At 63.4% G+C, this 21,872-nt stretch carries 22 protein-coding genes and 1 tRNA gene; 11 read left to right on the top strand and 12 right to left on the bottom strand.

What is annotated here, in order from left to right:
- Positions 1-3: 3 nt before the first annotated feature.
- The gene (locus CK219_RS02370; RefSeq protein WP_095765144.1) at positions 4-555 is read right to left on the bottom strand and encodes a DUF1697 domain-containing protein; all 552 of its coding nucleotides are present in this window, start codon (positions 553-555) and stop codon (positions 4-6) included.
- On the bottom strand, positions 552-1,808 hold the full coding sequence (gene ilvA / locus CK219_RS02365; protein WP_095765143.1) for a threonine ammonia-lyase IlvA: 1,257 nt from the start codon (positions 1,806-1,808) through the stop codon (positions 552-554). The genes CK219_RS02370 and ilvA overlap by 4 nt, the downstream gene beginning before the upstream one ends.
- 231 nt (positions 1,809-2,039) lie before the next feature.
- Between ilvA and CK219_RS02360 the strand changes: the two genes are divergently transcribed.
- Positions 2,040-3,116: an alpha/beta hydrolase gene (locus CK219_RS02360; RefSeq protein ID WP_095765582.1), complete on the top strand. Its 1,077-nt coding sequence runs from the start codon at positions 2,040-2,042 to the stop codon at positions 3,114-3,116.
- Positions 3,117-3,233: 117 nt separating this feature from the next.
- Complete coding sequence (locus CK219_RS02355) at positions 3,234-4,382, top strand: alpha/beta hydrolase (RefSeq protein WP_245340374.1); 1,149 nt, start codon at positions 3,234-3,236, stop codon at positions 4,380-4,382.
- 7 nt (positions 4,383-4,389) lie between these two features.
- Here the strand turns inward: CK219_RS02355 and ade are convergent, their stop codons facing one another.
- Positions 4,390-6,207 (bottom strand): adenine deaminase, encoded by a 1,818-nt coding sequence (ade, locus tag CK219_RS02350; protein WP_095765141.1) that lies wholly within the window; start codon positions 6,205-6,207, stop codon positions 4,390-4,392.
- Positions 6,208-6,367: 160 nt separating this feature from the next.
- On the opposite strand from ade, the gene CK219_RS02345 reads away from it, so the two are divergent.
- Complete coding sequence (locus tag CK219_RS02345; RefSeq protein WP_095765581.1) at positions 6,368-7,033, top strand: outer membrane protein; 666 nt, start codon at positions 6,368-6,370, stop codon at positions 7,031-7,033.
- A gap of 231 nt (positions 7,034-7,264) precedes the next feature.
- On the opposite strand, the gene CK219_RS02340 is transcribed toward CK219_RS02345, so the two are convergent.
- Positions 7,265-7,516 carry a hypothetical protein gene (locus CK219_RS02340; protein ID WP_245340373.1) on the bottom strand — a complete coding sequence of 84 codons (252 nt, stop codon included), beginning with the start codon at positions 7,514-7,516 and terminating at the stop codon, positions 7,265-7,267.
- Positions 7,517-7,681: 165 nt separating this feature from the next.
- Here CK219_RS02340 and CK219_RS02335 point away from each other — a divergent pair.
- Positions 7,682-7,767: transfer RNA gene (locus CK219_RS02335), tRNA-Leu, on the top strand.
- Positions 7,768-7,842: 75 nt separating this feature from the next.
- Here the strand turns inward: CK219_RS02335 and CK219_RS02330 are convergent.
- Positions 7,843-8,421, bottom strand: coding sequence for an NUDIX domain-containing protein (locus CK219_RS02330; RefSeq protein ID WP_095765140.1), 579 nt, complete (start codon positions 8,419-8,421; stop codon positions 7,843-7,845).
- A gap of 189 nt (positions 8,422-8,610) precedes the next feature.
- Between CK219_RS02330 and CK219_RS02325 the strand changes: the two genes are divergently transcribed.
- From CK219_RS02325 to CK219_RS02315, 3 genes are all read left to right on the top strand, one after another.
- Entirely contained in the window at positions 8,611-9,714 is a 1,104-nt protein-coding gene (locus CK219_RS02325) for an NADH:flavin oxidoreductase/NADH oxidase (RefSeq protein ID WP_095765139.1), read from the top strand.
- A gap of 165 nt (positions 9,715-9,879) precedes the next feature.
- Positions 9,880-10,158: a DUF982 domain-containing protein gene (locus CK219_RS02320; RefSeq protein ID WP_095765138.1), complete on the top strand. Its 279-nt coding sequence runs from the start codon at positions 9,880-9,882 to the stop codon at positions 10,156-10,158.
- Positions 10,159-10,183: 25 nt separating this feature from the next.
- Positions 10,184-10,423: a DUF2188 domain-containing protein gene (locus CK219_RS02315; RefSeq protein WP_095765137.1), complete on the top strand. Its 240-nt coding sequence runs from the start codon at positions 10,184-10,186 to the stop codon at positions 10,421-10,423.
- A gap of 69 nt (positions 10,424-10,492) precedes the next feature.
- Here the strand turns inward: CK219_RS02315 and CK219_RS02310 are convergent, their stop codons facing one another.
- Together CK219_RS02310 and CK219_RS02305 are read right to left on the bottom strand one after the other, a co-directional pair.
- Entirely contained in the window at positions 10,493-10,765 is a 273-nt protein-coding gene (locus CK219_RS02310; protein ID WP_095765579.1) for a hypothetical protein, read from the bottom strand.
- Positions 10,766-10,942: 177 nt separating this feature from the next.
- Complete coding sequence (locus CK219_RS02305; RefSeq protein WP_245340372.1) at positions 10,943-11,905, bottom strand: alpha/beta hydrolase; 963 nt, start codon at positions 11,903-11,905, stop codon at positions 10,943-10,945.
- Between the two features lie 135 nt (positions 11,906-12,040).
- On the opposite strand from CK219_RS02305, the gene CK219_RS02300 reads away from it, so the two are divergent.
- The 4 genes from CK219_RS02300 (at position 12,041) to CK219_RS02285 (ending at position 15,146) form a co-directional block, all read left to right on the top strand.
- Entirely contained in the window at positions 12,041-12,781 is a 741-nt protein-coding gene (locus CK219_RS02300; RefSeq protein ID WP_095765136.1) for a competence/damage-inducible protein A, read from the top strand.
- 80 nt (positions 12,782-12,861) lie between these two features.
- On the top strand, positions 12,862-13,695 hold the full coding sequence (locus CK219_RS02295; protein ID WP_095765135.1) for a universal stress protein: 834 nt from the start codon (positions 12,862-12,864) through the stop codon (positions 13,693-13,695).
- 263 nt (positions 13,696-13,958) lie between these two features.
- A complete protein-coding gene (gene gpt / locus CK219_RS02290; RefSeq protein WP_095765134.1) occupies positions 13,959-14,459 on the top strand; it encodes a xanthine phosphoribosyltransferase in 501 nt (166 codons plus the stop codon).
- A gap of 198 nt (positions 14,460-14,657) precedes the next feature.
- A complete protein-coding gene (locus CK219_RS02285) occupies positions 14,658-15,146 on the top strand; it encodes an NUDIX hydrolase (RefSeq protein ID WP_095765133.1) in 489 nt (162 codons plus the stop codon).
- A gap of 5 nt (positions 15,147-15,151) precedes the next feature.
- Here the strand turns inward: CK219_RS02285 and CK219_RS02280 are convergent, their stop codons facing one another.
- The 5 genes from CK219_RS02280 to CK219_RS02260 all read right to left on the bottom strand — a co-directional run bounded on the left by CK219_RS02280 (position 15,152) and on the right by CK219_RS02260 (position 21,872).
- The gene (locus tag CK219_RS02280) at positions 15,152-16,309 is read right to left on the bottom strand and encodes a hypothetical protein (RefSeq protein ID WP_095765132.1); all 1,158 of its coding nucleotides are present in this window, start codon (positions 16,307-16,309) and stop codon (positions 15,152-15,154) included.
- 311 nt (positions 16,310-16,620) lie between these two features.
- Positions 16,621-18,426, bottom strand: coding sequence for an ABC transporter ATP-binding protein (locus CK219_RS02275; RefSeq protein ID WP_095765131.1), 1,806 nt, complete (start codon positions 18,424-18,426; stop codon positions 16,621-16,623).
- A gap of 374 nt (positions 18,427-18,800) precedes the next feature.
- Positions 18,801-19,208 (bottom strand): GNAT family N-acetyltransferase, encoded by a 408-nt coding sequence (locus tag CK219_RS02270; protein ID WP_095765130.1) that lies wholly within the window; start codon positions 19,206-19,208, stop codon positions 18,801-18,803.
- A gap of 20 nt (positions 19,209-19,228) precedes the next feature.
- Complete coding sequence (locus CK219_RS02265; RefSeq protein ID WP_095765129.1) at positions 19,229-20,908, bottom strand: NAD+ synthase; 1,680 nt, start codon at positions 20,906-20,908, stop codon at positions 19,229-19,231.
- Positions 20,909-21,158: 250 nt separating this feature from the next.
- On the bottom strand, positions 21,159-21,872 hold the full coding sequence (locus tag CK219_RS02260) for a DNA-3-methyladenine glycosylase I (protein WP_095765577.1): 714 nt from the start codon (positions 21,870-21,872) through the stop codon (positions 21,159-21,161).

The raw sequence follows: 21,872 nt of genomic DNA, 5'->3' as shown, positions 1-21,872 counted from the left end.
CAGTCAGCCGCCGGCCTTGCCGGCCATGTCGAGCAGGGCCAGCACGCTGCGCCAGTTGCGCGCCGTGCCCGGCACCTTCAAGGTACGCGGGATGAGGTTGGCGAACACCGATTTGCCGAGCCCGTCCGGCGCATGGAGGTAAAGCACGTCGCCCTTGATCTCGAAGCGCTCGGGGCCGGAGCATTTGTCGGCGAGCCGCTTCGTCTCCTCGGCGGTCGGCTCCCGTTCCAGCGCATAAACGTGCAGCTTGGTCGGCTCGCCGGCGACCTCGGGATAGGGATTGTCCTTCACCAGCCGCTCGAACCAGCCGGCATCGCGCACCATGATGCGCGAATGAAAACCCCACGTCTTCTCGAAGGCAGCCTCGATCTCCTTGGTCAGCGCCGCCGCGTCCCCCTTCTTCGCCCGGAACACGACATTGCCGCTCTGCACATAAGTCGCGACATCGCTGAAGCCGAGACTTTCGAAGAAGGCTTTGAGCTCCGCCATTTTGACGATGCGGTTGCCGCCGACATTGATGCCGGAAAATAGCGCGACGAAAACAGGGCCCTTCATATGATGAACCCCGCCAGCGTCTCGTTGTCGGTGATATCCTGATATTGCACGCCTTCGGCGTCGAAATTGGCTTTCAGCAGGTCGAAATTGCGCCGGTCCTTGGTCTCGATGCCGATCAGCACCGAGCCGAAATTGCGCGCCGACTTTTTCAAATACTCGAAGCGGGCGATGTCGTCGTCGGGACCGAGCATTTCGAGGAAATCGCGCAGCGCGCCCGGCCGTTGCGGGAAGCGGATGATGAAATACTTCTTCAACCCCTCGAAGCGCAGCGCCCGCTCCTTCACGTCCGGCAGCCGCTCGAAATCGAAATTGCCGCCGGAGACGACGGCGACAATGGTCTTGCCCCTGATCTCCTTTCGCGAAAAATCCTTGAGCGCGTCGATCGCCAGCGCGCCGGCCGGCTCCAGCACGACGCCTTCGACATTGAGCATCTCGATCATGGTGGCGCAGAGCCGGTTCTCCGGAACCAGCTGCACGGCATCGGCGGTGAAGTCCTTGAGATGGCGCAGCGGCTCGCGGCCGATCTCGGCCACCGCGGCGCCGTCGACGAAATTATCGACCTTGGCGAGCTTGATCCGCTTGCCGCCGGCAAGGCTTTCACGCAGGCTCGGCGCGCCCGCCGGCTCGCAGAACACGAAACGCGGGTCGCGATTCTGGTCGGCGAAATAGTGGGTCACACCGGCGGCAAGGCCGCCGCCGCCCACCGGCAGCATGACGATGTCGGGCACGCGCCCGCCCGGCATCTGGGCCGCGATCTCGTAGGCAACCGTCGCCTGGCCCTCGATAATGTCCTTGTGGTCGAAGGGCGGCACCATATGCGCGCCGGCGGTTTCGGTGAATTCGAAGGCGGCGCGGTAGCAATCGTCGAAGAAGTCGCCGACCAGCCTGATCTCGACGAAATCGCCGCCGAACAGCCGCGTCTTGTCGATCTTCTGCTGTGGCGTCGTCACCGGCATGAACACGACGCCCTTCTTGCCGAAATGGCGGCAGACGAAGGCAAAGCCTTGGGCGTGATTGCCTGCCGAGGCGCAGACGAACAGCTCGGCATTATTGCCGGCGGCGAGCGCCTTGCGGAAGAAGTTGAACGCGCCCCTGATCTTGTAGGAGCGCACCGGCGTCAGATCCTCACGCTTCAAAAGGATGCGCGCGCCTGTCTTCTTGGACAGGTAATCGTTCTCCTGCAGCGGCGTTTCCGGAAAGATTTCGCGGATCGCCTCGGCGGCAGCGGCGACGCGAGAAGAGAAGCTGTTCAACAGAAGTCCCTCATTTGGTCTCGGCGGTACGCCAGGACAGCCATATCCCGCGCCTGCAATCTTCCTGCCGCCGTTTTGGCTTTCGCGCAACAGTGCGATGGCCGTCGCCCGACGCTGGGCCAATTTCCGCTGGACACGACTTACTTTAGCCGCACTTCGGCTGTCCGGGAGATTTCCGCGGAGGTGGACGGCCAATCGTGGCCGGAGTGGAATGCCAGTGAAAGTGTCGACGTGCGGTTGAAGACAATTCTGATCATTGCCTTTGCCCTGCTGATAGCAGGCTGCGCGGGCCAGCAGACGCAGGAAATCCTGGGCAGCGTCGTCGTGCCGACGACGGCGACCGAGATCGCCGGCAACCACTCGATCTTCATCGCCACGACCCGCAAGCGCTCCGACGACCCGAACAAGGTTTTTGACGGCGAACGCTCGGCGACCCTCAACTATGCGCGTGTCAACGTCACCGTTCCCCCCATTCACCAGACTGGCCAGATCGAGCGCCGTTCGCGCGGCAAGTCGAACGACCCGACGAAATATTTCATGGCCTCCGAAGTCATCGGCTACGACACGCAGCCGAAATTCGCCAGCGCCCTCAACACCGACATCGACGCCCGCGGCGGCCGCGTCATGGTTTTCGTCCACGGCTACAACACCGGCTTCGACGACGCCGTCTACCGGCTGACCCAGATCGTCCACGATTCCGGCTATCCGGGCACGCCGGTGCTGTTTTCCTGGGCCTCCGGCGCCAAGACAACTGACTATGTCTATGACAAGGAAAGCGCCGCCGCCGCCCGCGACCAGCTGGAGGTGACGCTGCGGATGCTGGCGCAGACCGGCGCCCGGCGCATCGACATTGTCGCCCATTCGATGGGAACCTGGGTGACGATGGAGACGCTGCGCCAGCTTGCCATCACCGGCGACCGCGATCTCGGCGGCAAGCTCGGCGACGTTGTGCTCGCCTCGCCCGACATCGATGTCGACGTCTTCAAGAGCCAGATGCGCCGCTACGGCAAGCCGGACAAGCCCTTCATCCTGCTCCTGTCGGACGACGACCGGGCGCTGCGGCTCTCCGGCCTGATCGCCGGCGCGCGGCCGCGCGTCGGCGACTATCGGGATGCCGCAGATCTCGCCTCCTATGGCGTCACGGTGGTCGACCTCTCCAAGATCAAGGGCGTCGACAGTTTCAACCACACCAAATTCGCCGACAATCCGATGATGGTGCAGATGATCGGACAGCGGCTGCGCGAGGACGATGGCTTTGCCAGCGATCGTGATGTGACGGACCGCATCCGTCAGCTGGCTGCGCAGTAACCGTATCGGTGCGGGTTCCGCGCCGCAGGGACTTTGAACTGGACCCGGCCGCTCTCTGGCTTTATCGCAGTAGCAAGAGATGTTGCCGCCCTTGGGGGACCCCGGGTGATTGCGCATGTGAAGATCGTTGTCGGCCTTGCCTTCACGCTCGCCCTCGCCGGCTGCGCCGGTCCCACGCATGATCTTCTCAACCGCAAAACAGTTACAGCGCCTGGCTCCGACATCGCCGCCACGCATGAGATCTTCGTCGCCACCACCCGCCAGCAGGCGACCAAGGATCCGCGCCAGGTCTTCGACGGCGACCGTTCGCTGACCACCAGCTACGCCCGCGTCGACGTCACCGTGCCGAAGATCCACCAGGTCGGCGCGATCGAGCGCGCCAAGGGCTCGGCAGACTCCAATCCGGCCAAGCAGTTCACCGCCACCGATGTCGTCCACTATGGCGACGCGCGGCAATTCGCCAAGGCGGTCGGCGCCGACATTTCCATGCGCGGCGACCGTGCCCTGGTGTTCGTGCACGGCTTCAACAACGGTTTCGACGACGGCATCTACCGCATCACGCAGATAGCGCATGACACCAAATATCCCGGAACGCCGGTGCTGTTCTCATGGGCATCGAGCGCCAAGGCGACCGGCTACATCTATGACAAGGACAGTTCGACCGCCGCGCGCGACGATCTCGAGGCGACGCTGCGGATGCTTGCCAAGACACGCGTCAAGAGCATCGACATCATCGCCCATTCGATGGGCACCTGGCTGACGATGGAGGCGCTGCGCCAGCTCGCCATCACCGGCGACCGCGATCTCGGCGGCAAGCTCGGCTATGTCATCCTCGCCTCGCCCGACATCGACGTCGATGTCTTCAAGAAGCAGATGATCCGCTACGGCAAGCCCGACAAGCCCTTCGCCATCCTGCTTTCGGGCGACGACCGTGCGCTGAAGCTGTCGAGCTTCATTTCCGGCGACAAGCCGCGCGTCGGCGACTACGGCAACGCCGCCGATCTTGCCGATTACGGCGTGACGGTCGTCGACCTGACCCACGCCAAGGGCGGCGACGGCCTGAACCACGCCAAATTCGCCGATAACCCGATCCTGGTGCAATTGCTGGGCAACCGGCTGCGCACACCGGCCGGGCTTGCGTCGGACGAGCCCGACCCGACGCAGCTCAACGATATCGGCCAAGGCCTCGGCAAGGCGGTCGGCTCGGTCGCCGAGGTCGTCATCACCACGCCGTTCCGTGTGTTGACCATCGCTACCGGCGGATAGCTGGCACTCAAATAAAAAGATCGACCTTCTGGAACGTCGTCACGTCGACCAGGCCGACGTCTGAGATCCTGAGCTCCGGAATGACCACGAGCGCCAGCAGCGAGTGCTGCATATAGGCGTTGTTGAGCGAGCAGCCGACCTTGCGCATCGCCTCGGTCAGTTGATCGGCCTTGGCCGCGACGATCTCGGCGCGTTCGTCCGACATCAGGCCGGCGATCGGCATCTCGACCAGCGCCAGTTCCTTGCCCTCGGAATAAAGCACGACGCCGCCGCCCACCTCGCTCAGCCGGTTGACGGCCAAGGCCATATCCCCCTTGTTGGTGCCGACGACGATTATGTGATGCGCGTCATGCGCCACGCTGGACGCCATTGCGCAGTCTTTCACATAGCCGAAGCCGGAGACGAAGGCGTTGGTGACGCCGCCTGTACCGCGATGCCGCTCGACCAGGGCGATCTGGCAGATGTCGTTGCGGCGATCCATGGCGACCAACTCGTCCTCGACCGCCAGATCGGCTTCCAGAGCCCGCGTCGGCGCCTGGTTCTCGATCACGCCGATCACCCGCGCCCGCACCTCGTTGGCGCCCGCCGGCGCGGAAATGTCAAAATCCTTCGCCGCGAGCTTCTTGCCGAGCTTGACCGTGTTCTTTGCGGATTGCGGATAGTCATAGGCGGGGATGTCGATCTCGAGCTTGCCGGCCTTGGCCAGCCGGACGCCGCGGCCATAGACCTCGTCGATGGTCATTCGGGCAAGGTCCGAAACGATCAGCAGATCGGCCAGCCGTCCGGGCGCGATGGAGCCGATTTCGCGCTCCAGCCTGAAATGCTGCGCCGTGTTGAGCGTCGCCATCTGGATCGCCGTCACCGGCTTCAGTCCCTGGCTGATAGCATGCCGCACCACGCGATCCATATGGCCTTCATGCACCAGCGTGCCGGAATGGCTGTCATCGGTGCACAGGATGAAGTTGCGCGGGTCGATGCCGTCTTCGGTCACCGCCTTGATCTGCGCTGCGACGTCGTACCAGGCCGATCCCAGCCTCAGCATTGCCTTCATGCCCTGGCGCACCCGCGCGATCGCGTCCTCCGCGCGCGTGCCTTCATGGTCGTCCTCCGCTCCGCCGGCGACATAGCCGTGGAAGGGCAGGCCGAGATCGGGCGATGCATAATGCCCGCCCACCGTCTTGCCGGCCCTGACCGTCTCGGCGATCTCGCCCGACATCACCGGATCGTTGGCAGCGACGCCGGGGAAATTCATCACCTCGCCAAGCCCGATGATATTTTCCCAGGTCATGGCCTCGGCGACGTCGGCGACCGTCAATTCGGCGCCGGCATGCTCCAGCCCCGGCGCCGACGGCACGCAGGACGGCATCTGCACATGCACGTTGATCGGCATCGCGACCGCCTCGTCATGCATCAGGCGCACGCCCGGCAGTCCAAGCACATTGGCGATCTCGTGCGGATCGATGAACATCGAGGTCGTGCCGTGCGGGATGACCGCGCGGCAGAACTCCGTCACCGTCACCATGCCGCTTTCGACATGCATATGCGCGTCGCAAAGGCCGGGCACCAGATAGCGCCCGCCGGCATCGACGACCTTCGTCCCCTGCCCGATGGCATGGCTGGCGTTCGGCCCGCAATAGGCGAAGCGGCCGGCTGCGATCGCGATATCGGTGCCGGGGATGATCTCGCCCGAATGGACGTTCACCCAGCGACCGTTGCGGATGACCAGATCGGCCGGCTTTCGGCCCATCGCGACGTCGACCAGATGTGTCGCCACTTCCGTCCACGGCTTTGGCTTTGCGGCGCTGGTCGGCTTGGCGTTCGTCATGGGCTTGAGTCCTCTGCGTAGGTTACTTTGGCAAATGTCGGCGTCCGGAGCCAGAGCGTCAGGTCGTAAACCACTGTTGCAGAGATGCAATTCCGTTTCGCGGCGAATGGGGCTAGTCTACTTCGAGGAGTCGTTCGAAACCGCCATTTCGGAGCGATCGATGCGTCGACTGACGCTTGCCAGTGCCGGTTTTCTTGTCCTGCTGTCCGGCTCCGCTTGGGCGGCGGATCTGGGGGCTGATCTGCCGATGACCGCAGCCGGCTTCGACTGGACCGGCTATTACGCCGGCCTGCAGGCCGGCTATGGCTGGGGCCGCTCCGACATCAGCGGCAACGATGGCGGTCCGTTTTCGGTCAAGCCCGACATCGACGGCGGTTTCGTCGGCGGCCATGTCGCGGGGCTCTGGCAGTTCGACCAGGCTGTGATCGGCGCCGAGGCCGATCTTAACTACGCCTCGATCGACGGCACCGCCGAGGCCGGCCCGGCAAACACATTCGGCACCGACATCAAATGGTTCGGATCGATCGATGCCAAGGCCGGCTACGCCACGGATCGCGTGCTGATCTACGGCATCGGCGGCGTCGCTTTCGCTGGCATCGAGACCTCGCAGGCAGCAGGCACGGCCTTTGCCCAAACCCACACCAGCACCGGCTGGACGCTCGGCGCCGGCGTCGACTATGCCTTCACCAACAATGTCGTCGTCGGCGCGCAATACCGCTACTACGATTTCGGCAAGGAGCATTTCGATGCGCCGGACACCTTCGCCGACCGCGACCAGGACGTGAAGCTGCAGACGCTGGGCGTGAATTTCAGCTATAAATTCTAGGGTTTGCGCCACCGCGACGATGCGCAACACCCCTCTCGCATGTCTTGAAAATTCAGGGTGGCCGGCGCCCGCAGGGGGCGGGGGAATGGGTAGGGGCCTGATAGACGCCGGCCTCGGCGGATCGATCCGCCACGGCGCAAACATTAGCGGTCCCATGGCAGGCCGTAATAGCGTGATCGCGCCACTTTCCCACCGCCCTGCCCCGCCTAGCGGACATGCTTGGCTGAACGGTCAAGACCGGTCCGAAGCCATCTTTCCTTCAGGCATGGCCTCGAGGCACTCCTCCAGCCGCCGCAGCCGGGCCTTTTGCCAGCGCAACGTGTGCGCGACCTCGTGCAGGTTCCATTTGGCCTTCGAATTGGCGGCTTCGATCAGCCCTCGTTCGAGCCGACCGATCTCCCTGCGCAGCTGCCGCGCCTCCTCCTCCCGCAGTCCCCTGATCCAGCCTGGCCCACGCATGGTTCCACCATCAAAGCCGGCCATAGACTCGCACATAAAGGCTAATGGGATCAGTTCGGAGAAGTTGGCATTTTAAATATCACTAATATTAAATCTGCACTTGAGACCGGGCCGGACGGCGGCACAAAGCGCGGCCGATCCGAAACATGGCTTGACGGCTCATATCTGGCATCTGAAAAGGGCTCGCCTGCGGACGTGGCGGAATTGGTAGACGCAAGGGACTTAAAATCCCTCGATCTCTGATCGTACGGGTTCGATTCCCGTCGTCCGCACCACCCTTCGCTCGAGTCCTCCGAAGCCTTGGCGAAGGAGGAGCTTCGGATGGCAGGCCACCTCCAACCGCAATCGGCTCAACCTTTCATCGGGTTGAGCTTCAAATGCTGAATCAGAATAATCGTCTTGGCATCGACGATGCGGCCGTCGGCGATGCCGGCCAGCGCCTCGTCCAAGGGCATTTCCAGAACCTCGATGTCCTCGCCTTCTTCCGGCGCACCGCCGCCGTCGGAAATACGGTCGGCCGGCGAATAGCGCGCGGTGAAGAACCAGAGCCGCTCCGTCACGCTGCCCGGGCTCATGAACGGCGAAAACAGCCGCTCGACATCCTTCAGGTGATAACCCAGTTCCTCTTCCGCTTCCTTGCGGATGGCGGTTTCGGGATCGTTCTCGTCGAGCAAGCCGGCGCAAGCCTCGATCAGCGGCTCGTGGTGGCCTACGGCGTAAGCCGGGAAGCGGAATTGACGCACCAGGAGGACGGTCGAGCGCTGCGGATCGAAGGGCAGGATCACGGCGCCGTCGCCGCGATCGTAGGTCTGGCGGGTCTGCGTCTCCCATCGCCCGTCGCGGCGGCGATAGTCGAGCACTGTCTTCTTCAGCACCGCCCAGTCGTCCGAAAGGACCTCCTGCGAACGGATGCGAATGCGATCTTCCATGACGACCTCCGTATTGGTCGCAAAGGCGTAGCGGTGAAAGGTGTCGCAGGCAATCCAGGAAACCGACTGGCCTGGTATCCGACTGGCCTCGAAACCGATTGGTCCAGCGGGGGAGTCTCACCGGCTCGTGTCTGGCGCGTCGCGTCGCGACTGCCTAGATAGCGGTATCTCTCCAGGAGCCCGTTTCACATGACGTCATCGCTTTTCCAGCCGATCACCCTCGGCGGCCTCACCTTCCCCAACCGCATCGCGGTTGCCCCCATGTGCCAGTACTCGGCCGAGGACGGCTCGGCCAGCGATTGGCATCTCCATCACTGGATGAACTTGGCAATGTCGGGCGCCGGCATGGTGACCGTCGAGATGACCGATGTCGAGCGACGCGGGCGCATCTCGCATGGCTGCCTCGGCCTTTATTCGGACGACAACGAGGCGGCCGCGAAGCGTACGCTCGACGCCGCCAGGCGCGTCGCCGCGCCCGCCACGAAATTCGGTGTCCAGCTTGCCCATGCCGGCCGCAAGGCCTCCAACCGCAAACCCTGGGAAGGCGGCGGTCCGCTGCAGCCGGGCGAAGATCCCTGGCAGACGGTTTCTGCCTCGGCCATCGCCTACGACACGGGCTGGAACGTGCCGCATGCGTTGGAGGAGGACGAGATCCTGGAGCTCATTGCACGTTTTGCGCAATCGGCCGTGCGCGCCGAACGGGCCGGCTTCGACTTTGCCGAACTGCACGCCGCGCATGGCTATCTGATCTTCCAGTTCCTCTCGCCGCTCTCCAACCAGCGTACCGACCGTTGGGGCGGGTCGCTGGAAAACCGCATGCGCTTCGCTCTCGAAATCGCCAGGGCGGTGAAAAAGGCCGTCCCGTCCATGATGCTGGGGGCGCGCCTTTCGGTTAAGGAATGGGTCGAAGGCGGTTTCGACATCGAGGACGCAATCGAGGTGGCCAAAGCGCTGAAGGCCGAGGGCATCGCCTATATCTGCTGCTCCAGCGGCGGCAATTCGCCCCTGCAGCAGGTGCCGCCCGGTCCCGGCTACCAGGTGCATCTGGCGGAGGCCGTGCGCAACGGCGCCGGCATTCCGACGCGCGCCGTGGGGCTGATCGATGATCCGAGCCAGGCCGAGGCGATCGTCGCCGACGGCCGTGCCGACATGGTGGCGCTGGCGCGCGCATTCCTCGCCGACCCGCGCTGGGGCTGGCGCGCGGCCGCCGCCTTCGGCGAGGAAATCCATCCCGCGCCGCAGCTGGCACGTTCGGTGACGACGATGCGGCATTGGATGAAGGCCGCCGGCTAAAGCAATTCCAGGGAAAGTGTGACACGGTCAGCCTCGGCGGCTTCGCCGTGGCTTTCCGTCCGAATTGCGTCACAACAAAATCGGAAATCGGCCGGGTCCTGAGACGTTTGGGCGCAGGATCCTCGCCACAACTGCAACCAATTTGGCCGCTTTACGTTGGCGGCCATGATGGACAACAAACCCTTTGAAAAGCCGGTGGTGGTCGAGCTCGGCCATGTCGGCAAATACCGCCAGATAAGCAGCACCCGCGAGGCCGCCGAGTGCCTGATGACCGTTTGGCCGCTCAATCGCGGCGATCGCCATCGTTATGCTCTCGACACTTGCCTCAAAGCGCTGGAAGGTTATCGTTCGACAGCGGACGCGCGTCGCGCCCTTGTCGAGGCAGCCAGGGAATCGGAAGTTCTGGTTCCCGAAGACAGGCTGCCCGACGGAAAGCTGCACTGAGCACGCTTCTTAACCGGAGGATTCCATGGCGAAGCTGACTTACAAGATCGTCGAGCATGATGGCGGCTGGGCCTACAAGGTCGGCTCGACATTTTCCGAGACTTTCCGCACGCACCAGGAGGCGCTGCGCGCCGCCGAGATCGCCTCGTCCGAACAGCAGGTTGCCGGTACCACCGACGGCATCCAATATGAGGACGCCGAAGGCACGTGGCACGACGAACTCGCCGACGGCCGCGACCGCCCGCAAACCGAAGTCTCCGACTAGGCGAGTTGGAACCGCCCGCGACCGGCGAAGCCGGAAGGCCTCGCACCGGCCGCTGGTGGCTATGCGGCACTACTTACCGCAGTAGTTATCGTTGACGTTCTGTTGCGAGTTGGCATCCGGACCGGGTGTGTTGTGGGCGCACGGCCCCATGCCACCGGTATGGCCATAGGTGGTCAGCCCGGAGCCGCCATTGATGCTGCCTGTGATATAAGGATCTACCTGCTGGCTCGTGTCGGGACGATGATCGCGGTGCCACCACCACCAGTCATCGGATGACTGCGCCATGGCTGCGCCACCCATGGCCAGCACCAGCGCCGAAGCTGCAATGAGTCTTGTAATCATTGGATTCTCCATTCTCTTGATCGCCAAAAAAACGGGCGCCAAGGCCCTGGCGACACCAACGAAACCCTGGGTTGGGTGCGAAGGTTCCTCTGGAAATTCCGGGTAGGACAGAATGTCCGACACATTTGCGTGACGCTGCGTGAAGAGCCGCGAGCCCCCCGCCAAGGTCAATTGCGGTCAATGCGCGAAAGCGCGCGCGGCGATACGCTGGACGAAGGCGACGACCCGTTCAGGGTCCGTAAATTGCGGCATGTGGCCCAGGCCTTCGATCCGCTCAAAGTCGAGGCCGTCGATCTTGTCCAGCATCGGTTGGCCATGGACCGCCTCGCCGATCACCTGGTCGCCGGTGCCGAACAGAATGCCTGCCGGCATCGCAATTTCGCGGTAAGACCGTTCGATTTCGCCAAGATCCCGTTCCACGGCCACGACGTCGGTGGACGTGGCGAAATAGTGGGACGGACGCAGCACAAGCCATCCGCCGCCGCCGATGATGTAGTCTGCCGGAACCGCTTGCGGCGCGAAAATGAACTGCAGCGTCGGCTGCGCGTAACGGAGGCTGAGCGGTATCGCCACCGTATAGGCCAGGACACGGCGCAGCAGCCGTGACGGAACATAGAGCAGGTCAAATCCCTGACGCCCCCTCGCTTCCTGATGCGTCAGCGGCGAGAGCAGCGCGATGCCGGAAATCGCTGTCGGATGGCCGGTCGCCAGCGCAAGCGCGATGGCCCCGCCGAGCGAATGGCCGACGACCAAAGGCCGCTCCAGACGCAATTCCTCGATGAAGCGCCGCACGATATCAGCCTGCTCGGGCAGCCGGCCGGTGGCCCCGCTCGCCCGAACTGAATAGCCCGAGCCCGGCCGGTCGAGGGCGATCAGCCGGTAGCCAGGACCGAAGCGGCCGAACAGCGTCTGGCGGAAGTGGTGGAGTTGAGCGCCCAGCCCGTGCACAAAGACGATCGGCCTGCCGTCGCCCTCTTCCACATAGTGGATGCGGTTGCCGTCGATCTCGACGAATTTGCCGCAAGCCGGCACCAGTCTTTCGGCCTTTGCCGCAATCCGCCAGGTCGCAACTGTCACGGCCAGCACGGCAAGCGCCGCCGCGACGAGCAAGCCGACGAGCAACCACAGGACAAAAGACATCAGCATGTTTTCACCCCAGGCGACCGACCGCACCATATCCGCAACGGCCGCCGCCACAAGCACTGATCCGGCTTTCGCATTGCGGCCGGCCGCGGGCCGCGTTATCTCAGGCGACCTTTGCTGCCGGAGCCCGCCATGCCTGAAATCGTCACCGCCGCCATGCTCGTCATCGGCGACGAAATCCTCTCCGGCCGCACCAAGGACAAGAACATCGGCCATCTCGCCGATATCATGACGGCGATCGGCATCGACCTGAAGGAAGTGCGCATCGTCCTTGACGAGGAAGACGAGATCGTTGCGGCGGTGAATGCCGTGCGCGCCCGCTACACCTACGTCTTTACCACCGGCGGCATCGGCCCGACGCATGACGACATCACCGCCGACTCCGTCGCCAAGGCCTTTGGCGTGCCTTGCGAATACGACGCCAAGGCCTATGCGCTGCTCCAAGCAAGCTATGCCGGGCGCGGCATTGAGTTCACCGAAGCGCGCAAGCGCATGGCGCGCATGCCGCGCGGCGCCGACCATATCGACAATCCCGTCTCGGTCGCGCCGGGCTTCCGCATCGGCAACGTCCATGTCATGGCCGGCGTGCCGTCGATCTTCCAGGCCATGCTCGACAATGTGGTGCCGACGCTCAAGGCAGGCACCAAAATGTTGTCGGCCACGGTGCACTGCCCCTTCGGCGAGGGCCTGATCGGCGGGCCGCTGGCCGAGATCCAGAAGGCGCATCCAGGCACCATCATCGGCTCCTATCCCAAATATGGCGACGGCAAGTTCTGGACGGAGCTCGTTGTCCGCGCCCGCAGCGAGGAAGCGCTCGAGGCCGCGCGCAAGGACGTCGAGGCGATGGTGGCGGGCTTGGCCGAGGCAGGCTGATCCGCGGCTGGAACCAGTCAATGCGCTGAGGCGTTCCCTTGCCGCGCAGATGCGCGGGGTAAACAAATGAGGGACCAGCCATGCGCTTCAAGACGATCGTCGCCATTTTGCAGAACGAACAGGACGCCGAGCGCGTGCTCGATTGCGCCCTTCCGCTTGCCGAAAGATTCGAGAGCCATCTCGTCGGCATCCATGCCGAGGCGCTTCCCGTGCCCTACACATCGGCCACGGGCTTTCCCGACACCGAATTCCTGCAGGTCTCGGCCGAGATGAACAAGGAGCGCGCCGACAAATTGCAGGCCTATTTCCTGAAGCGGATCGAGGAATCCGGCCTCTCCTTCGAATGGCGAAGCCTGGAGAGCTTTTCCGGCGACAGCGCGCTGACCGGCATATCGAGCGTGCGCGCCGCCGATCTGATCATCGCCGCGCAGCGTGACACCGGCGGCGACCCGAGCGCCGATGTCGACACGCTGGTCTACGATGCCGGCCGGCCGGTGCTGGTCGTGCCGCATGACGGCCCGCTGGTGACAACCTTCAGGCGTGTGTTGCTGGCCTGGAACGGCAGCAAGGAAGCGGCCCGCGCGGCCTTCGACGCCCTGCCCTTCATTGCCGAGGCCGACAAGACCGACATTCTCGTCATCGATCCGCCCGAGAGCCTGGACGAATCCCCCGAGGCGGCCGGCGCCGAGATCGCGGCCGCCCTGTCGCGCCACGGCGCCAATGTCAGCGTCTCGGTGCAGAAGTCGGATGGCTCGGCGATCGACGACATCATCCAGTCGAGGATGGTCGAGTCCGGCACCGATCTGCTCGTGCTCGGCGCCTACAGCCACTCCTGGCTGCGCCAGCTCCTGTTCGGCGGCGTTACCCGCACGGTACTGCGCAGCACGAATGTAGCCGCTTTCCTGTCGCGGTGACGCCGGAGCAGTTCTGGGAAAAAGCGTGACACCGTTCTTCGTCCGCGATGATATCTCAGTCGCGCTCTACAAACGGAGGTCCCCCGGTCTCCCGCGGAAGGTCGTCGGAAATTCAGTCGAGGGTTGTCTCACCTGCGATGGTCAAACATCATCCGGGGACGTCCATCCGCTGTCCCTTGCCAAGAGCAAGGCTTTCCAGCTAATTCCGCCTGCATTCCATTGTTTCTGCGCGCTGATGGCGCGCGCTTGCGGAGTGCGCGAACATGTCCCTTCCCGAAAAAGCCTTTCCCGTCTCCTGGGACCAGTTCCACCGCGACGCCCGCGCGCTTTCCTGGCGGCTGTCCGGCGCCAACAAGGGACAATGGAAGGCGATCGTCTGCATCACGCGTGGCGGCCTTGTGCCCGCCGCCATCATCGCGCGCGAGCTCGGCATACGCGTCATCGAGACGGTGTGCGTCGCCTCCTATCATGACTACACCAGCCAGGGTCAGCTGCAGGTCCTGAAGGAGATTTCGCCTCCGTTGCTCGCCGATGACGGAGCCGGCGTGCTGATCATCGACGACCTGACCGATACCGGCAAGACGGCCGGCATAGTGCGCGCGATGATGCCGAAGGCGCATTTCGCGACGGTCTATGCCAAGCCGAAGGGCCGTCCGCTGGTCGACACATTCGTCACTGAGGTCAGTCAGGACACCTGGATCTACTTCCCGTGGGACATGGGCTTCACTTACCAGAAGCCGATCGCGGACGATCACGCCGGCTGAACGGCCATCTTATTTTCCAGAGAATCTGCCTTAAACTTGGGTCGTGTAGTCGTGCCAAGGAGCACGACTACTTTGCAGGATTGACTTTTTCTGGTGAGATTTTCCGACGGAGTGAAGTTTTTTACTTTTAAAGCTCATAATTCGCCGTAAGATTCGTAAGGTGGCAAACGATTCTGGAGGCTGGGGCAGCTTCTTACCATGTTGACGAGACCGAGGACGCACAACCAGATGGCCGAAAGAGTCCGGCGGCTCTTCGGCGTTGCGCCTTGTCGCCTGCAGGTTGCCGCCTTGCCTTGGCGCGAGAGTGAGAACGGCGTCGAGATCATGCTGATCACCAGCCGCGACACCGGTCGCTGGGTGCTGCCCAAGGGTTGGCCCGAAGCCAGGGAACCGCTTTGCGAAGCCGCCGCTCGCGAAGCAGGCGAGGAAGCCGGACTGCGCGGCTCCATATCGCATGTTGAAGCCGGCCGCTATTTCTACGCCAAAGTCCTCGCCTCCGGCGAGGAAGTGCCTTGCGAGGTACTGGTCTTTCCGCTGCATGTCGACCGCGTCGCGGACCGCTGGAAAGAGAAGCGCGCGCGAACGCGTAAATGGGTTGGCCCGAACGAAGCCATCCGGATGGTCAACGAACCCGACCTTTGCCAGATCATTGCCGGCTTCTGCGCCGCGCCGCGCAAGTTCGCCTGACCCGCTCAGGCAAGGCCAAAATCGTCGGAACTGAGCCGGGTCCAACGATCGCCCATCAACCCGCCGATGAAAATGTCGCCGGAGCGGACCGCTTCGATGACCTCGGCGATGCGCGAGCGGACCATCGTGCCCCCGGCATAGCGGAAGAAGACGTCCTTGTGGCCGAAGAGTTGCGGCATGAACCGGTTCTGCGTCTGCCCGGCGATGCCGACGCAGCCCATCTCCCGCGCAGCCGCGATGAGGCCGTCCAGTGTCGCTCCCCAATGGGATCCGGATGCCTGGATTTGCAATAGGTTCGCGATGCCGCCGGCCTGGCCGTAGAAGGCGTGGCAGCCCAGCATCCTGCCCGTTTCGTCGTAAGTCCCGCCGAAATGAAGTGGCCCGTCGGCCCGCTTCTCGGCCGCCCGCGCGAGCAGCCGCGGCAACTCCTCGCCCCTCCAACTCGGCCGAAGGGAGTAATCGGTCATGAGGGCAGACAGTCGCTCGGCAAATTGGGCCGCATCGATCGGCTCCCAGTGGATCCGTTGGGATGACGAATGCTGGGCCGATGGCTCGAACCTTCTTCTTGCAAGAGCATCGAACGCTCTCGCGCAAGGATCGAGCGCCAGGCGAGGCAGCCCGGGCCATTTACGGCGCAGCACGGCGGCGGCCATGGCGCCCGGCCGGAAAATACAGGTCCACTCCAGGCAATGCACCGGCAGCAGCTGATACTTCATCGGACGCGCGAACGCCAAGGATGTCCGGTTGGCGGAATCGGTCAGGTACAGGTCGAATTCACCCTGATGCAGGGCACGCAGCAATTGCGGGCCGGCCCAACCGTGGTCGATGCTGGAGTCGGTCATGAAGGGACCGATGATGGCCGCGCTCAATGCCCTTCCATTGAGTTCATAGCGGGCTTTCAGAACGCCCATGAAGCCACCCAAGCGGCCCTGCGGGTTGATCTGGACAAGAGCCTTGCTCTCATCCCCGTCCAGGTAAAGCCCCCTCATATAGTCCGCCGTCTGCGCGATCGCGTGATCGCGCTGGCGGCGACGATGGCGAAACTTCATCAGGAACAGCGCGGCGACCTGCTCGAGATCCTCGGCGGTTAAAGGCCGAACCGAGCCATGCTGGGATTCCAGTGGCGCAACCACCTGTCCCGGACTCGCGGAAACAAGATTCATCGTGATTGCCTATACGAAAGCGCTAAAGGCGGTCGTGCTTCTCAAAGGAAATCTCCGCCTGGTCGGCTTCCTGCAAAAAAATCCTATAGGCCTTCTTCTGCCATATCTGATTTTCTTTTCTGTAAATACATTAAAATCATTGTTTGAATGTGCGTGAATAGCTAAAATCTAAAATATAATTTCCTAAAAATTTCAATATATATAAAGTAATTTGAAAAACATATTGAACCCCTCTAACCGTATGACGGGAGAGCGGTTGCAACCGTGTTGCGGCTGATGGCGCCCGGCGGAGGCCGGGCGCCGTCCTTTCCTCAGGCGACGAGGCCCTGGGTCAGCTCGAGCGCCTGACGCTCGAACAGCCGCCGGTAGATGCCGCCGTTCAGCCGGATCAGCTCGTCATGCGAACCTTCCTCGGCAATACGCCCGCGATCGAAGACCAGCAGCCGGTCGAGCGCGCGCACCGTCGAGAGCCGGTGCGCGATCACCAGGGTCGTGCGCCCGACCATCAATCGCTCCATCGCCTTCTGAATCAGCACTTCCGATTCCGAATCAAGGCTCGATGTCGCCTCGTCCAGGATCAGAATGCGCGCGTCGGCCAGGAAGGCGCGGGCGATCGCCACACGTTGACGCTCGCCGCCCGACAACTTCACGCCACGCTCGCCGACCAGGGTTCCATAGCCCTTGGGCAGGCTGGTGATGAAATCATGCGCGCTCGCGAGTTTGGCCGCATGCTCGATCTCGGCCTGGCTTGCGCCGGGCCTGGCATAGGCGATGTTTTCGGCGAGCGACCGGTGGAACAGGATCGGCTCCTGCTGAACGATGGCGATCTGGCTGCGCAACGAAGCCTGCTCGACCTGCGAGATGTCCTGCCCGTCGATCAGTATCCGCCCGGCACTCACATCATAAAGCCGCTGGATCAGCTTGACGAAGGTCGTCTTGCCCGAGCCCGAATGCCCGACCAGTCCGATGCGCTCGCCGGCCGCGATATCGACCGAGAAATCGCGGTAGAGCGGCAGAAGGTGGGTGCCGTAGTGGAACGTCACCTTGTCGAAGGCGATGTGCCCGTCGCTGATCCGGATCGGCCGAGCGCCGGGCCGGTCCTCGATGCCGAGCGGCTCGGACTGGAAGTCGACCAGTTCCTCCATGTCGTTGATCGAGCGCTGCAGGTTGCGGATATGCGTGCCGATGTCGCGCAGATATCCCTGCAGCACGAAAAACGAGGTCAGCACGAAAGCAACGTCGCCGGCGCTCGCCTGGCCCCAGGCCCACAACATCAGGGCAAGACCGATCACCGCCGCCCGCATCAGCAGCAGCAGCACCCCTTGTGTGGTGCCGTTGGCAGTGCCGCGCATCCAGGTGCGGCCGGTGCGCAGGCGCCATTTGGCGACAACGCGCGCCAGCCGCGCTTCCTCGCGTGCCTCCGCGCCGAAGCCCTTGACGACGGCGTTGCAGCTCACCGCGTCGGCCAGCGAACCGCCCAGCCGCGTGTCCCAGCTGTTGGCGAGCCGTGCGGCAGGCGCGACATAGCCGAGCGACAGCATAGCCGTGACGGCGATGAACAGCACCGAACCGGCGGCCACCACGGCCCCCATCAACGGCCAGAACCAGCCGAGCAGCAGCGTCGAGCCGACGAGCATGACGACCGACGGCAGCAGCGCGATCAGTATCGTGTCGTTGAGCAGGTCCAGCGCCCACATGCCGCGCGTTATTTTGCGCACCGTCGATCCGGCAAAGCTGTTGGCGTGCCAGTCCGTCGAGAAGCGCTGCACCCGATGGAAGGCATCGGCCGCGATGTCCGACATCATCTTCAGCGTCAACTCGACGATGCAGAGGAACGCGACATTGCGCAGCACGACACCGGCCAGCGCCAGCGCGATCAAGGTCGAGAACGCCGTCATCGCCGCATTCCAGGCGACTGCGTCAGTTCCGGCGCCGCTGGCGACGGCATCGACCAGGCGGCCGGAATAGAAGGGTGTCAGCACGTCGGCGAGCGTCGAGAGCAGGAAGGCGCCCATGATGAGCGAAAGCCGCCATGGCTGGCGGCGCCAGTGGCTGAACGTAAAGCCAAGCACGCTGCGAAAGGCGCTTGCGCGCAGGTCGATCTTGAAACGAGCCATGATGTCATACGGGCGCAAACGAGCCCGGTCCCGGTAAAAATCGAATTGGAAAACCCGCGTCCGCGCGTTGCGGCGACCCTGAAAGCGGGAGGTTCAGTATGGTAAGGCCGCCTGCCCTGAGGCGGCGACCGGCAGCGGCAAATGCCTGATCCCCGTCTGGCTCTCCGAGAAACCTTCGGGGCGCCGGCGCCGACCTAGGCCTCGCGGCCTCGCATAACGATGTCAAATCCTGCCATACGGTCCTCCCGGAAGGGAATCGCGGAAAGGTTGTTATAGGCAGGCATCAGCCGATCGCCAAGTCGGCCCGTCGCGAAAACAACATCTGGTCCAAGCACTGCGACGAATTTGCAACAACGGCGGGTTGTGGCCAGGCCTCAGGCAGCGGGTGAGCGATCCAGTCGCATGTAGCGCCCTTCCGCCCGGAACCCGAACTTCTGGTAGAGGCTGTGAGCGTCGCTGGTCGTGAGGCTCCAATGAGAAACCGTCTTCATATCGGGATGATCGAGGAGTGCCTGCACAAGCCGTTTGCCGATGCCATGCCCACGACGCTCCGGCCAGACGATGACGTCGGCAAGATAGGCAAAGACCGTGTAGTCGGTGATCGCGCGGGCGAATCCGACCTGCCTGCCGTCGAGATAGGCGCCGACGCAGAGCGAGTTGTCGAAGGCGCGGCGGTTGGCTTCGTCGGTTCTGGACGCACCCCAATAGCTTTGCATGAGCAGATCGGAGGTCGCCCGGAAATCGATCCGCGAAAGGTCGAAACTGATTTCAACATCCTGCATGCGCGGCGCAATCTCGCGGACTAGCCGCGATCCCGGAACCGGTTGGTGATCGGGTAGCGGCGGTCGCGGCCGAAATTCTTCTTGGTAATCTTCACGCCAGGCGCCGCCTGCCGGCGCTTGTATTCGGCGATATAGAGCAGATGCTCGACACGCGTCACCGTCGCCCGGTCGTGGCCACGCGCGACGATGTCGTCGACGCTCATCTCGTTCTCCACCAGGCATTCCAGGATGTCGTCCAGCACCGGATAGGGCGGCAGCGAATCCTGGTCGGTCTGGTTCTCGCGCAGCTCCGCCGACGGTGCCTTGTCGATGATGTTGTTCGGGATTACCTCGCCCGACGGTCCGAGCGCACCTGGCGGCACATGGTTGTTGCGCCAGCGCGACAGCGCGTAGACCTGCATCTTGTAGAGATCCTTGATCGGGTTGAAGCCGCCATTCATGTCGCCGTAGAGCGTGGCGTAGCCGACCGACATCTCGCTCTTGTTGCCCGTGGTGACCACCATCGAGCCGAACTTGTTGGAGATTGCCATCAGGATCGTGCCGCGGGCGCGGCTCTGCAGGTTCTCCTCGGTGATACCTTCCTGGGTACCCTCGAAGAGCTGGGTCAGCGCGTGCCTGAAGCCTTCGACCGGCTCGGAGATCGGCACGATATCATAGCGGCAGCCAAGCGCGCGAGCGCAGTCCTCGGCGTCCTTCAGCGAATCCTTCGACGTATAGCGATAGGGCATCATGACGGTGCGCAACCGCTCTTCGCCCAGCGCATCGACGGCCAAAGCGGCGCAGATCGCCGAGTCGATGCCGCCGGAGAGGCCGAGCACCACGTTCTTGAAGCCGTTCTTGTTGACGTAGTCGCGCAGACCCAGCATGCAGGCCCGGTAGTCGGCCTCTTCACGCTCGGGGATCTTCGACATCGGGCCTTCCGAGCAGACCCAGCTGTCTCCCTTTCTTTTCCAGGTGGTGACGGCGACCGCCTCCTCGAACTGGCTCATCTGGAAGGCCAGCGTCTTGTCGGCCCCGATGGCGAACGAGGCGCCGTCGAAGATCAGCTCGTCCTGGCCGCCGAGCTGGTTGGCATAGATCATCGGCAGGCCGGTCTCGATGACCTGGCGGATGACGACCTGGTGGCGAACGTCGATCTTGGCGCGATAGTAGGGGGAGCCGTTCGGCACCAGCAGGATCTCGGCGCCGCTTTCGGCAAGCGTCTCGCACACGGCGATGTCGCCCCAGATGTCCTCGCAGATCGGAATGCCGATGCGCACGCCGCGGAAGTTGACCGGACCCTGCAGTTCCGGCCCGGCCTGGAAGACGCGCTTCTCGTCGAACTCGCCATAATTCGGCAGGTCGAGCTTGTAGCGCTCGGCGATGATCTTGCCGCCGTCGGCGAAGACGATCGAGTTATGCGTGCCGGTCCGGCGCTTCAGCGGCGTGCCGACGATGACGCCCGGCCCGCCATCGGCCGTGTCCTCGGCGAGGTCCTGCGCCGCCTTCTCGCAAGCCTTCAGGAAGGAAGGCTTCAGCACCAAATCTTCCGGCGGATAGCCGGCGAGGAAGAGCTCGGTGTAGAGCACCAAATCGGCGCCCTGGCGCGCCGCGTCCGCCCTCGCCTCGCGCGCTTTTGCCAGATTGCCGGCGACGTCGCCGACGGTCGGGTTAAGCTGGGCGACGGCAATGCGCAGGATATCGGGAGCGGTCTTGGTCATGGTACGGATTTAGCGTGGCTGAAATCGCCCCGCAATGGCGTTTGGTTGTGCCACTTGGGATCGATCGAAGATCGTATCCTGACTAATCGGCGGAGCCGATTATGTCCCTGATCGATTGAGGACCGTATCCTGACTAATCGGCGGAGCCGATTATGTCCTTGATCGATTGAGGATCGTATCCTGACTGATCGGCGGCGCCGGCAGAGCCGACTATCTCCCTGATCGACGGACGTCGATCGATCCCAACCACCTAGTCGCCCATATATTCGCGCAGCGCCTCTGCCGAGCGGTTCTCGCCGATCGACATCGCTAGGATGCGCGAGATGTGGCGGCGCGGCAGGCCGATCTCGGCCGACCATTGGTTGATCTGCGCCTGGATCTTGTCGAGGTCCCGCTTCGAGGTCGGGTTTTCGGCGATGTCGAGGCCGGCATCGCGCAATGCCGCCGCCATGTCGGTAGAGACGACAAACGTGTCCCATTCGAGCCAGCGCAGGAAATACTGGCCGGTGTTGCCGCCGAGCCGGCTGCCATGCTTGGCGAGATACGCGGTCAGGCCGACCTGGTCGTCCGCGGGCCAGGAGGCGATGAATTTGCCGAAGCTGCCATTCTCCTTCGAGACGCGATCGACGAAGGCGGCATTGTCGCGCACCGACTTGATCTTCTGCGGATTGCGCACGATGCGGCTGTCGGATGCAAGCTCGTGCCAGAAGTCGTCCGGCTGGAACAGAAGCCGCTTCGGCTCGAAGCCGAGAAACGCTTCCTCGAAACCTGGCCATTTCTGCTCGATGACCCGCCACACGAAGCCGGCGGCGAAAATGCGCTCGGCCATGGTGGAGAGGATGCGGTCGTCGGGGATCTTTGCAACCGCCATATTATCGGGCGCGGGGCCAAGCAACTGCGCCAGCACGGCCTCTCCGCCCTTGCGCTTTGCCGCCCGTGAATGGATTTTCTGGAAATCGAGCAT

It is taken from the genome of Mesorhizobium sp. WSM4313 (assembly GCF_002294725.1).
GTDB lineage: Bacteria > Pseudomonadota > Alphaproteobacteria > Rhizobiales > Rhizobiaceae > Mesorhizobium.
The sequence above is the reverse complement of the archived record's forward strand: the minus strand, read 5'-3'. Positions and strand labels throughout refer to the sequence as shown.